Genomic DNA, 12,710 nt, shown 5'->3' with positions numbered 1-12,710 from the left:
TCAACCGCCCACCCCAGGGCGCTGGGCCGCCGTCTGCCAGCCCATGGCCCAGCCGTAGAGCGCCACAAAGCCAATCGTCATCAGCATCACGCCGAACAACAAATGCAATAGCGGCATCAAAATAAGCCCGAACTGCTGGATCAAGGCCACATGCAGGGCGTACAACAGAGGCACGAGCACGAACAAAAAGGCCAGTGTCAGCAGCGTAAGCAAACCGCGCTTCCAGAATGCAAACGGAAACAGGTAGTAGGTGGCCAGGTGGATCCAGGGGGTCAACAGCATCAAATACCAAGCCTGCCCCAAACCGCTGCTGACGTGGTCGTCCACCGAATGCGTAAAGCTGGCGGGCCAAAACATGAAGAACAGCACGGACGCGCCATGCACCAGCGCGGCCAGACGGATGAAAAACGCCACCGGCTTGGCTTCGTCCGGCACCCGACCGGTACACACCCACAACAGCACAACGGCCCCGCCCTGCCACAGCGTGGCCCAGCCGTTAGGAGCGCTTAATTCCACGCCTATGAACGGGACCGGCAATGGCAACCAGCCGTCCGAGCCCGACGCCAGCGGTTCAAACCGACCAGGCAGCTCCAGCGCCCGTATCCACCACAGCAACTCGGTCGCCCAGGCCATGCCAATCCAGCTACGCAACAGCAGCAGCCCAGTAGTGAACCCCGCCGCAAGTGCAACGCCCGCCAGCAGCCGTTGCATCGGTAGGCGCAGGCTCCATATGGCACGGTGTTGCAGGATCGTGCCGCCTTTGTGGCCGCGTGCGCGCAGGTGCCGGATGCTCTCCCATAAGGGCGTCGGTTTGGCCATGCGGGTGCTTACCACTGAGCGAACAGGCCAACCCCCAGCGTGTTGCGCTGGTAAGTCGGGTTGCGGTAATGCTCGGCTTGCGCCGTCACGCCCCAGCGTGGCCCCAACCAGTAGCGCCAGGTCGTTCCCAGGCTCTGGCTATGAAAGTTGACTAACTGGGCGGTGCTGCCAATAGCCTGGTAGGCCTCAGTGCCACTGCTGGCGCGAAAAACAAAATACTGCTGGCCCTCTTTACCCAGCGTGAGGCTGGCGTAGGGCATGTGCGAGTCCACGCGGCCGGGCTGGCTCACGTTCAGCGTAATACCGGCCTCCAGCACCGCCGCCACCGGTAGGTACAGGGCCGCAGACAGACGCAAGCCCTCGTCACTGCGGTTGCCGTCGTATTCCGCGCGGAACCCCGCGATGGAGGTGACCAGTTGCTGCTCGCTCAACCATTTGCGTGAAATCTGCGCATCGATCTTGGCGTTGGCCCAGTTGGGTCCACCATGGCCGGCCACCACTGTCCCGGTGGCATACCAGCTCGGGGAAATATTACCGGTATAAGCAAGTGCCACTACGCCGCCGCGTTCGCCAAACTTGCGTTCATCCAAAATTTCTGCCAGCAGGCTGTCACCTCCAGGCAGGGCAATGTTTGCACGCAGGTTGACCGATTCCCCATCGGGCAAGCCTGCGCTGAGCTGGCTGTGGGTGGTGGCCAGGTCCCACGTAATGCGCGGGCTGGATGCATCCACCTGCGCCATGGCAGTCGAGGAGACCAGCAAGGCTGCTGTCAGCACGGCACCGGTGAAAACTACAGTGTTACGCATGCTCATGCTCCCACCAACGCGCTAGCCAGCACATCGGCAATGCGCTGCGATGTCTGCCCATCGCCAAAGGGGTTTACCGCAGCACGCATACGGGCCAAAGCAGAAGATCCCGCCAGCAATTCCGTGACGGTGGCCACGATGTGGGCGGTGTCGGTGCCGACAATAAGGCCTGCGCCGGCTTCTATCAGCTCGGGACGTTCGGTGGTGTCACGCAGCACCAGCACCGGGCACGACAACGCGGCGCCCTCCTCCTGGATTCCGCCGGAGTCGGTCAGGGCCAAGATGCTGTTCTGCAAGCACCACAGCAGTGCTGGATAGTCCAGCGGAGCACACAGGCAAAGACGCCCGCCCAGAGACTCGGCCAGGCTGCCCAACTCGGCGTAGACACTGTCGCTGACCGCCGGGTTGCCATGTACCGGCCAGACCACGGCCAGATCCGGGTTTTGCTGCAGCAGCTGCGCAACGGCGCGCGCCACGTTCTGGATACCAGGGCCCCAGTTCTCGCGCCGGTGGGCCGTCACGGTAATTAGCTTGCACTGGCCCAGATGCGACTGCAAGGCTTGCAGTTCAGCTGGCAATGTGAGTTGCCCCGCTTGCATCAGTTGCTGCAGCCTGCCCGTACCTGCAAGGGCTGCGTCCACGGCAGTGTTGCCCACCATGTGCACGGCTTCCGCGTTGACACCTTCGCGGTGCAAATTGGCTGCGGCACCGGCGGTCGGCGCAAAGTGCCATTGGGCTAGGCGGGCGGTCAGCTCGCGGTTTTTCTCTTCCGGGAAGGGCTCCCGCGGGTTGAAGGTCCGAAGACCAGCCTCGACGTGGCCGATCGGAATCCCTAGGTAGAACGCCGCTTGCGCAGAGCCCAGGGTACTGGTGGTGTCCCCATGCACCAGCACGGCGCTGGGTTGCACCGCTTCGTAAATGTTGGACAGCCCCTCCAGCAGCAAGGCATTCAAATGCGCCAGGCTGCCGTTTTTACGCTCCAGCACCACTTCATGCTCTGGCTGTATGTCGAAAAAGCTATACAGCGCATCGGCCATTTCCCGGTGCTGGCCGCTATGTACCCAGGCGACAGGCAGGCCTCGGCGGCGCAGTTCGGTATAGACGGGGGCCATTTTGATGATCTCAGGCCGGGTCCCGACTGAAATCAGTATGGGACGCGGCGATGCGGATTCGTGAGAAGTCATGGTGCGGGGATGCTGGTTGTTGGAATAGGGTTGGCAGGCAGGCGCAGCTGTAGCACAGTGGAAGGCCCGGCGATCACGCGCCAGTAGGGGCCATCACGGTCGATACGGGCAGAACCCTCCATCAGGCTGGGCTGGGCGTAGCGCTGTGCCGGCAGCAGCCACGTCAAGCGATCGAGCGAACGCGGGTGGTGGGCTTTGAGCACGGAGCCACCGGGGGTGGCGCTGTCCGGGGACAGTTCCCAAACCACGTCGAGTCGGTCATTGGCAAAGGCCGCGTATTGCGCCATGGTCATCCAGCGCAGTGACTGCTGATGAACAAGGCTGGCCGTATGCTGCATCCATTGCTTGAATGCGTTAGGAAACATCGCAATGCCTGGCGGGTGAAAGTAGACCAACCGCACGGTGCGGTATTGCGCACAGAAATCCGCCACATCCTTGAGCCACACCGCAATATCACGTTCGGGCACATGGGCCATCTGTGATTCTTCAAAGCTGGCGTAAATGCCATAGCTCAGCACGGGAAAGGACCACATATCTGCCGGGCCACGCTGCCCGTCTTGGTAACTGCGGGTGGGCGCCATTCCGATGTCGCCGGTGAAGTAATAGGCATGGATGCCGTGCGCACGCAGCCAAGGCGTCACCCATGCTGGGTGGTTACCGATGGGGGCAGAATATTCGCGCACCGGCTTGCCACTGGCTTCGGACACACTGGCCAGGTTTTTCTCGATCAAGGGGATGGACAGGGCTGGATCCTGCTTGTCCACCAACCGGCCGAACTCGTTGTGTATCCACCCGCCGTGGCTACCTACTTCGTCACCACGGGCGACGAAGCGGCGCACCCAATCTCGGATCTTGGGATTGTTTTGCAAGTCCATGCCCAAGCCATCACCCGCATGGTCTACATCAGGGCCGGCGGTTAGGTGCATGGAGTAAGGGCCCTGCTCAAACGCACCCAGCGCCGTCAACGACTCCATGGCGGGCACGGCGGCGGCGGAATCGATATGCCAATTCATGATCAGCGCGCCACGCGCCTCCGGCATAGGCGAGAGCTGGGGCAGCGCCACCACGTCCTCGGCAAAGTAGCGCAAGAAACTGTGCAAGAAAAAGCCGTCGGTACGCAACTTCAGGTAACCCAGTGGCATGTTGACAAAGAGCACCTTGCCCTGCCCCATGGAATGCAGCCCGGCCATGACCCCCCCGCCCTCAAAATGCATCAGCCGCTGGCCGTCAAACGCACCACGGGTGGCAAACACGGGGTATTGCAGTCGCCCGTAGTTGTAGCTGACGACAGACAGCTCTTCGTCGACATGCGGTGGTGCTTGGATGCTGGTCAAAGGGCTTTGGCTATCTTCTCGCATCAGCTTGCCGGGGGACAGGCGTAGCAAGGGCACGGCTCCGCCATCAACCCAGGCGACCTGTTCGCTGCCCATCTTGGAGCCCAGTGCCCCGTACAGCGCGTAGTTCACGCCGGCGAGTTTGGACAAGCGTGACTGCTCGGGATGGTATTTGCCGTCCATGTCACTCACGCCGGCGTCATACACCAACATGAGCAAAGCCCCTTGGCTGACCCGCTGCTCCAGGTGCGACACCACCGCACTATTCATACGGCGGTGCACTGTATCGGGCAGGATCAGGGCTGCATCCAGCGGATAGCCGCCAGGACGCAGCAGCGCAGACACCCGTACCACTGACATAGGAAAGCCCATTTCGGCCGCCGCGTCCTGCCAGACGGTCACTTGGGCATCTTGTTCCGAAACATCATCAGGCACTATGAGAGCCAGGCGGGTCAGCACCGGGTTGCGGGCTGCAGCCCCGTAGACCCACACGCCCAAAACTACGGCCAATAGTGCTGCGGCGCACAAGCGCACCGCCCAGGATTTAAGCCCAATTTTCAGAATAGTCATATGGTGAGCGGTACCGGCGGCATGACAAGGGCAGCTGCCTCAATGGATGCCGGGGGCAAGGTCTGGCCGGCTTCTTCAGCCCACAACGTTCCATGCACGCATACACCCGGCGCAACCTGAATGTGCGGTGCGGCTACCGTGGCCAGTCGGCCAGCTGCACCGATGGTGCAGCCAGCGCCAAGATAGACCGCAGTTTCCGACACCACAGCCCCACCCACAACGCAATCCGAACCCAGGTGGATAGGCCCTTCAGAAATAAGATTGCCCGAAACATGACAACCATCCGCCAGAGTCAAGCTGCCACGGGTCTTCAGACTGCCGTCCACACGGCAGTGAATACCCACGCGTAAGTCGTCCAGACACACCAAATCCCCAATCCAGGACGTCAGTGCATCGATCTGCAAGGCGTCCCGGGCAATGCCTCGGCCAACGATGGCATCCCATTGCACATGGCTTGGCCAGCTGGTGATGGCGCTGCACTGCTCGGCCTGCCGCGCGGGCCGAGGGAGGCGATCCGCAAACTGTATCAACGGTGCATGCAGCAATTTGAACTTCACACCCGGCGCAACGCCAAGCCATTCTTGTGCCGTTAGACGCCCCGCAAGCTGGCAGCCCTCAGCAACCCGGACCTTCAGCCCATGGGCCCAGCGCAAAACTGTGGTGCGCGCAGTGAGCTGCAGCGTACCTGCTGCCCACAAAGCTCGGTACACACCCTGCTCCGCTGTTGTCAACATGGCAGAGGACGCCACTTCCGCGTAAAAACCCATGTGCACAGGTAGAGTGGCATCGCCCGTGATGTGCCACAGCCGCTCGCTGCGTCTTGCGGCGATCTCTTGCTCCATCAGCGGCAGGGCTGCTGTGGAATGGGGTGCAACAAAACGCACCAGCACCGAATCACCCAGGTGGCTGGCGTTCTGACGCAACGCATCGTCAATACGGGCGGCAAAACTATTCGCCAAGAATGGCGGATCCAGCGCATCCCGTTCGTCAATCTGCAAAGGCACGACGTCGCTGGGCCGTATCCATTCGTGGAGCGCTGGCAACAACGGGAGCAGCATGACCAACAGGGTCAGCGCAAACAACAGGGCCAGAATCATGGGAGCGTTCCCGGCGTGGCCGTACGCAATGGCGCCTCTGCACGGCGGTAACGTACCGTCTTGTCCCAATGAAATTTGCTGCCGGAAAGCCGGTCCAGCAGCAACTGGTCCACCACCGAGCGGGCAATCGCCACTGCACTGACGATAAAGCCTAGAAACGAAAAAGCCAGCAAGCGCACACGCTTCTGGGAACGGTCCAGATGCACCGCTGTCGCTATTTCAAAAAAGGCGGCGAAATTGCCCAAGGCGCTGTGGGCCATGAAGGCCATCATCAACAGTGCCGGTGCCAGCAGCTGAAATGACACCGTGAAGTACATCAGGACACTCAACACCCAGCCCATCAGCAGAATCGGCGACATCATGTAGACGCCCAGAAGCAAAAAACCATCCAGTTTTTCGGACAAGGTGAGCGTGCGGTTACGAAGCAAGGCACCGGTATGTCGCGCCATGGCCTGGTTATGTCCTTTGGACCAACGCTTGATTTGGCGCATGCGCACCGCCCAGCTTTGCGGCACTTCTTCGTAGCACTCCGCCCGGTTGTGGTAAACCGTACGCCAACCGCCTAGCAACAATCGGTAGGTCAAGTCGGTGTCCTCCGCTAACACGTCGTCGTGCCAACCGCCCACGGCCTGCAGTGCGCTGATGCGTATGCCGCCCACCGTGCCACCGTACTGCGGCACCAGCCCTAAGTTCATGCGGGCCTGTTGGTCCACCTGGTAGCCACCTGCGCGCTCCAAATCCAGCAACCGCGTCAGCATATTGGCGCCGACGTTGTGCGGTACCACTCGCCCCATCACTGCGCCAATTTCAGGGTCGAAAAATGGCGCCATCAGCCGGCGGATCAGGCCGCGTGACGGCATGTAATCGGCATCAAAAACAATGATGAAGTCGGTATCGATTCTTTCGGTGGCATCTTTCAGTGCTGCGGCCTTACCCGGCTTACCGCCGACGCGGTGGAAAGGAACGATGCGGCCCGGAAACCGGGCAACCACGGAGTCAATGATGGCGCGGGTACCGTCGCTGGAGCGGTCGTTTACCGGCACCACCACCATACGGTCCTCTGGGTAATCGACCTGCATCAGGTTTTCCAGGCAGTCCTGGATGACATCCTCTTCGTTGTGCGCGGCTACAAAAATCGTGACCCTTGGCCAATCGGCACTGACGATGCTGGCGTACGGATGGCGCTGCTTTCCAAACAGTCGATTCAACGAAAACAGGTAATGGCGGGCCGTGTATACCGCTAAAAGAAGCATGACAAGCCCCATCAGGCCTCCCAAAGACCAGGCCCAGACGCTACCTAGCGGGCTGGTCGCGCGGATGGAAAAGGCCGAACCGTCCGCTGCCCATGCCTGGCGCAACAACAGCGTCCACAGCACCAATGCGGCACCACAAATACGCGCCCCCGCCTTCCTGGTGGGCATGGGTTGCTGGATGCCACTGGCAATCGCGATTTCAGCTGGTGGGGACAAATGAAAAATCATTGCGCTAGCCCTTTGGTAACGAATTTTCTGTTTTACTTTGTATACAAATTTATTGTATTGAATTAACTTGATACAAAGATGGAACTAATTCATGATTTGGGTTTTGTTTTGGGGTTATTACGAATAGACCCGCAAAAAATTGAAGGACGCCCGCCCGCGTAAATAGCGCACGCTCTCCCAAGACATAGATTGCCCATGCCTGTCCCCTGATGTCGATGACACGTCGATAGCCACGCCTTAACGGGGCCGGCGCTGACTTAGGACCTGCCTACGGTCCGTGATCATTTAAGTTTTTCTAGAACTGCACCAATCCGAGCCATTGCAGCCTGGAAATGACCTTAAAGACACAAACGTACCGCTTTGCAGATCACCGCCAACACATCATCGCCCAGCATGGAAAACTGGAACAGATCGTGTTTGTCCGGCGACAACCTCTGTGCCACGGGCTCTGCCAGAGCCAAACCGTTTTCGCTGTTGGTCAGCATGACAAAGCCATCGCCTGTTTTGGGGGGGCGCCATCACGAAAGCGCGGTAGCCGGGGTTATTGCCCCAGTGCCAGATATAGAGATCGTTGCGGGTGGTCTCCAGTCCCCAGCCCAACCCCCAAGAGATGCCCAGACGAGGCTCCACCGACACGGGAGACGCCGTGACCTGCGAGAGCAAAGGAGCATCGCTCAGCACGGCGACAAGGAATTTGCCGTAATCCTGCGCGGTGGTGTACAGCGAAAAAGCCGCGATCGGCTGCGTCAACGCCATGTTCTTGCGCGGGCCGCCGTTGGCTTTGGTGCCAGATACCAGCTCGCGGGCGATGTCCTCGCTCCAGACATAAGAACTGTGGTCCATCCCCAGGGGCCGGAATACCTGGGCAGCCATGAAGCGATCAAGCGGCTCACCGGTCACCGCCTCTATGGCCCGCTGCAGCAGTACAAAGCCCTCACCCGAGTAGCCCCAGGCGCTGCCTGGATTAGCTTCGAAACCCAGCGGCCCAGATGCCCAGTTGGGCAAGCCGGATGTGTGGGTCAGCACCATGCGGGCGGTGACGGCTTGCAGGCGCGGATCGCTGACCAGGTCGGATGGCTCGGCTTTCAAGGGCTGGTGCCGGTGCCGATAACCGTCGGGAAGGTACTGCAGCAATGGCGCGTCCAGCGCCAGCTTGCCCTGCTCCACCAGTTTCAGCACGGCGTAGGCAAATACCGGCTTGCTGAGGGATGCGGCCTGGAACACGCTGTCGGCATGTACCGCCACCGCTGGCGTGCAACCAGAGGCAGACTCAACGGTATCCAGCCGGCGGTTCTTGATGACAGCCAACGCCACCGCGCATACATGGTGCTCCTGTGCCAGGGATTGCAGGCTGTCATGCAGGCTATGGGCGCCTGTATCCCCATGGCCTGGGGAGGCGCACCCGAACAGCTCAACCGCGGCAGCCGACGCCACCGCCCAGCATGTGAGCCTTCGCCGGGCCACTGCCATCCATGGCCTAAATCGCTTTGATGTACCCATGCTTGTGTGTATGCAGTTGTAGGCTTTAGCGGGCAAACACCAGCAGCAGATTGTTGGCCGGCAGGGCTACGCGCTCGCGCAATTGCAAGCCAACCGACAGCGCTTGGTGCACCACATCGTCCAGCAGGCGCAGGCCCCAGGCGGGGTTGCGCTGGCGCAGGTCGGCATCAAAGGCCTGGTTGCCGGGCGAAGTCGTGACGCCCGACTCCAGATACGGCCCGTAAGTAACAAGCAAGCCGTCCGGCGCCAGGTGCCGGGCCGTGCCCGCCATCAGCCCGGCGCAGCAGGCCCAAGGCGCGATATGCAGCATGTTGGCGCAGTACACCAAGTCCACCGTTTCCAACTGCCAGGCGGGCGCGAGCACGTCCAGCACCACGGGTGCCTGGACATTGGTCACACCGGCTTGGGTGCACCAGTGGGCAATGGAGTCGAATGCGTCCGGCTGGGCGTCGCTGGGCTGCCAATGCCAGCCAGGTAAACCTTGGGCAAATCCGGCTACGTGCTGGCCGGTACCGCTGGCGATTTCCAGCGCCTTACCCTGTGCGGGCAAGATGCGTTGCAGCTCGGCCAGGATGGGTTGCAGATTGCGTTCGGCGGCGGGGCTGTGCAGGGGTTCGAATTGCGAAGTCATCCTCCGAGCTTAGCGCGGCATCCAGACGCCGCAGCTCCAGCATTGTTCAAACCCGCCCTCTACCAGCTCGCCGCAGGCGCACTGCCAGCGGCGTTGGGGCACATTTTGCAGGTGGTGCAACAGCGTGCGGGCCTGGGCCTCCTGGGCTGGGTGCTGTATCCACACCTCGGGCAGGCACTGGTCAGGAGGCAGCTCGCCAGCCACGCCCACCAGGTACTGGCGCTGCACACTGGCGGCAATGCCCTCCACCGCCATAGCGTCGGCCCACAGCGTGGCGATGGCGAGATTGGGGGCCTGGGTCAAGCGCAGCATGCTGGTGAGCATACGCGCTCTGCGCAATTTTGGCAGCGTATTTGCTGCCATTTTGATAGCTGTCAGCACTGGTGATACCTGGGCTATAGGGTTAAAACACCCTAAACCATACGCTGCGGGCCGGCGTTTACTGCACCACAAAGCTGCCGGAATAGCTGGTGTAGTCCAGCGGCATGAACACCCCACTGCCCAGGTATTGCAGCTTCAGGGTGTCGTATTGCGAGCCGCTGAGGGAGCCGGTGACGCCGAGGGTTGTGCTGTTGGTGAATGTGGTGTAGATCTGGCTGCCGTCCGCTACCGCCACCAGCTTGCTGCCGTCGGCGGATGCGGCCACCGATTGCCATAGGCGGCTGTTCTCGCGCGCCGTCCAGTTCACCCCTGCATCGATCGAGGTGTAAATCTGTCCGTTGTTCTCCACCGCCACCAGCTTGCTGCCGTCGGCCGACGAGGCCACCGATTGCCAACTGCGGCTGCTCTCGCGCGCCGTCCAGTTCACCCCTGCATCGATCGAGGTGTAAATCTGTCCGTTGTTCTCCACCGCCACCAGCTTGCTGCCGTCGGCCGACGAGGCCACCGATTGCCAGCTGCGGCTGTTCTCGCGCGCCGTCCAGTTCACACCCGAGTCGGTCGAGGTGTGGATCTGGCCGCCGTTCACCACCGCCACCAGCTTACTGCCGTCGGCCGACGAGGCCACAGAGACCCAGTTAAAGTTGATGCCCTGTGGTATCCAGCTCACCCCAGCATCGGTCGAGGTGTAAATATGACCGCCGTTCACCACCGCCACCAGCTTGCTGCCATCGATCGACGAGGCCACCGAAAACCAGTTGAGGCTGAGGCTGCCGCCCTGCATCGTCCAGTTCACCCCAGAGTCGGTCGAGGTGTGAATCCGACCACCGCTCACCGCCGCCACCAGCTTGCTGCCGTCGGCCGACGAGGCAACCGACAACGAGGTGGCAATGCTGCCCCGCGCCGTCCAGTTCACCCCAGCATCGGCCGAGGTGTAGATCTGACCGCCGTTCACCGCCGCCACCAGCTTGCTGCCGTCGGCCGACGAGGCCACCGATTGCCAGCGGCGGCTGTTCGCCCGAGCCGTCCAGTTGACATACGCATTGGTATAGCTGCTCGGCAGCGCCTTGGTCATTACCGTTTGCCCGGCGTTCTGTAGCAGGCTCCAGCCGCCCGTTCCCGCACCGCTGACCTCCACCAGATCACCGACCGCCGGCGCCATGGGCAGCGTGATCGCCACCTGCGCCGCGTTGTTGGCGATGTAGCCGGTGTTGGACTGTGCCTGCTGGCTGGTGCCGGCCACATTCACCCAGGTTACGCCGGGGCCGGGAGCGCCGTCGCAGGTGTAGGTGGTGCTGGTGATTTCAGCCGTATCGAGCACGCCACTGCTGTTGCTGTCCTGCCCGGTGGTGACCTTGTGGCCGCCGTAGGTGCAGTTCGCACCCGCCGCCTCAGTGGCCACGGCGATCAGGCTGGAAAGGCCGGTGCTGCCTGTAGCCCCAGTTGTCCCCGTTGCGCCCGTGGAACCGGTCGCGCCCGTAGCGCCTTGGCAGACATAGTCGGTGGAGGTGATTTCGCTGGTGTCGAGCACGCCGTCGCTGTTGCTGTCCAGCCCCACGCTGATCTGCGAGCCGCCGTAGGTGCAGTGGCTGCCAGCGGCCTCGGCGCTGGTACGCACCAGGCTAGTCAACCCACTGCTGCCGGTGGCACCGGTCGCCCCGGTGGCACCCAGGCTGCCGTTGCAAGCGTACTGGGTACTGGTGATCTCGGCCGCATCGAGCACGCCGTTGGCGTTGCTGTCCAGCCCGGCGTTGATGTAGGCACCGCCGCTGGCGCAGTGCAGGCCCACGGCTTCCGTACCGGCCAGCACCAGGGTGGCGACCTTGGTGGTGGTATCGGTTGTGGAGGTAATGGCGGCCGTGTCAGAGCCGCCACCGCAGGCCGTGAGGGCCAAAGTGAGGGCCAGGGCGCACAGGGTAAACGCGGGCCGCCGTGGTGGGCGGGGCACAGGCGTGGAGAGGGATAGGGACATGGCAAAAGGCTTTCAGTGCTTGAGATCACCCGGATAGACACGTGATGCGGGTTAATACTTCAAGAGCATAAAGACGCCTGGCGTCCGTGTCTGTCCCCAGTTTTGGGGGCAAGCACCGCCATGAATAGGGCACATAATTCAAATTTTTTTGCAGCCCATTCTCTCGACTGCCATGGGCTGGAGGTGGTGTCCCTGTAGTCCTTTCCCACGCCAACACTGAATGCCATGTCCGCCAAAGACCACCCAGCCATGATCCAAGTGGCGCTTGTCGAGGATGACGTGGAAGTGCAAAGTGCCATTATGGCCGCCGTGCATGCGTCCCCCGATATGCACATCGCCTGTGTTGCCAGTACCTGTGCGGCCGGTCTGCTGGCGCTGCAACAGCCGCCCGCCGATGTGCTGCTGGTGGACTTGGGGCTGCCCGACGGGACAGGGATTGATGTGATTCGGGCTGCCAGCGTCTTGTGGCCCAGCTGCGCGGTGATGGTGTGCACCACGTTTGCGGATGAGGCGCATGTGTTGCAGTCCATTGAGGCCGGTGCGTCGGGCTATTTGCTCAAAGACGGCGCAGCCGGCGACATGCTGAATGAAATCCGCAGCCTGCATGGCGGCGGCAGCCCCATCAGCCCGCTGATTGCCCGGCAGATTTTGACGCGCTTTCGGACCCCGCCCACGGCGGCCCCCGACGCGGTAGTTGCGCCCCACGACAACGCTGCAGCGGCTTTGTCGGCCCGAGAGAAAGAAGTTCTGGAGCTCATCACCAAAGGCTTCACGGCGGAAGAGATTGCCCAATTGATTCTGGTGTCGCAGCACACGGTGCGAACCTATGTGCGCCGCATTTACAGCAAGCTCAAAGTCAAATCCAAGGCCGAAGCGATATTTGAGGCAAGAAGCCTGGGGTTGCTGTGACGCGGCGAAACGGCTCACACCGTTGCTGG

11 protein-coding genes are annotated in these 12,710 nt (G+C 61.7%); 1 reads left to right on the top strand and 10 read right to left on the bottom strand.

Going from position 1 to position 12,710, the window contains the following annotated elements; translation table 11 throughout:
• From AC4BBN_RS21155 to AC4BBN_RS21110, 10 genes are all read right to left on the bottom strand, one after another.
• Complete coding sequence (locus AC4BBN_RS21155; RefSeq protein WP_490594005.1) at positions 1-819, bottom strand: hypothetical protein; 819 nt, start codon at positions 817-819, stop codon at positions 1-3.
• An 8-nt stretch (positions 820-827) separates the two neighbouring features.
• Positions 828-1,625, bottom strand: a complete 798-nt coding sequence (locus tag AC4BBN_RS21150; RefSeq protein ID WP_490594004.1) for a YaiO family outer membrane beta-barrel protein — start codon at positions 1,623-1,625, stop codon at positions 828-830.
• Between the two features lie 2 nt (positions 1,626-1,627).
• Positions 1,628-2,809 carry a non-hydrolyzing UDP-N-acetylglucosamine 2-epimerase gene (gene wecB / locus AC4BBN_RS21145; protein ID WP_490594003.1) on the bottom strand — a complete coding sequence of 394 codons (1,182 nt, stop codon included), beginning with the start codon at positions 2,807-2,809 and terminating at the stop codon, positions 1,628-1,630.
• Positions 2,806-4,713, bottom strand: a complete 1,908-nt coding sequence (locus tag AC4BBN_RS21140) for a polysaccharide deacetylase family protein (RefSeq protein ID WP_490594002.1) — start codon at positions 4,711-4,713, stop codon at positions 2,806-2,808. Before AC4BBN_RS21140 ends, wecB begins: the two co-directional genes overlap by 4 nt.
• The gene (locus AC4BBN_RS21135; protein ID WP_490594001.1) at positions 4,710-5,810 is read right to left on the bottom strand and encodes a polymer-forming cytoskeletal protein; all 1,101 of its coding nucleotides are present in this window, start codon (positions 5,808-5,810) and stop codon (positions 4,710-4,712) included. The genes AC4BBN_RS21140 and AC4BBN_RS21135 overlap by 4 nt, the downstream gene beginning before the upstream one ends.
• Positions 5,807-7,279, bottom strand: a complete 1,473-nt coding sequence (locus tag AC4BBN_RS21130; protein ID WP_490594000.1) for a glycosyltransferase family 2 protein — start codon at positions 7,277-7,279, stop codon at positions 5,807-5,809. The genes AC4BBN_RS21135 and AC4BBN_RS21130 overlap by 4 nt, the downstream gene beginning before the upstream one ends.
• 393 nt (positions 7,280-7,672) lie before the next feature.
• Positions 7,673-8,761: a serine hydrolase domain-containing protein gene (locus tag AC4BBN_RS21125; protein ID WP_490594174.1), complete on the bottom strand. Its 1,089-nt coding sequence runs from the start codon at positions 8,759-8,761 to the stop codon at positions 7,673-7,675.
• A gap of 55 nt (positions 8,762-8,816) precedes the next feature.
• Complete coding sequence (locus AC4BBN_RS21120) at positions 8,817-9,422, bottom strand: DUF938 domain-containing protein (RefSeq protein WP_490593999.1); 606 nt, start codon at positions 9,420-9,422, stop codon at positions 8,817-8,819.
• Between the two features lie 9 nt (positions 9,423-9,431).
• Entirely contained in the window at positions 9,432-9,734 is a 303-nt protein-coding gene (locus tag AC4BBN_RS21115) for a DUF2007 domain-containing protein (RefSeq protein ID WP_490594173.1), read from the bottom strand.
• Positions 9,735-9,861: 127 nt separating this feature from the next.
• Positions 9,862-11,772 (bottom strand): WD40/YVTN/BNR-like repeat-containing protein, encoded by a 1,911-nt coding sequence (locus AC4BBN_RS21110; RefSeq protein WP_490593998.1) that lies wholly within the window; start codon positions 11,770-11,772, stop codon positions 9,862-9,864.
• Between the two features lie 225 nt (positions 11,773-11,997).
• Between AC4BBN_RS21110 and AC4BBN_RS21105 the strand changes: the two genes are divergently transcribed.
• The gene (locus tag AC4BBN_RS21105; RefSeq protein ID WP_490593997.1) at positions 11,998-12,681 is read left to right on the top strand and encodes a response regulator; all 684 of its coding nucleotides are present in this window, start codon (positions 11,998-12,000) and stop codon (positions 12,679-12,681) included.
• The last annotated feature ends 29 nt before the right edge of the window (positions 12,682-12,710 follow it).

Source organism: Rhodoferax sp. SPJ21 (genome assembly GCF_058216335.1).
The sequence above is the reverse complement of the archived record's forward strand: the minus strand, read 5'-3'. Positions and strand labels throughout refer to the sequence as shown.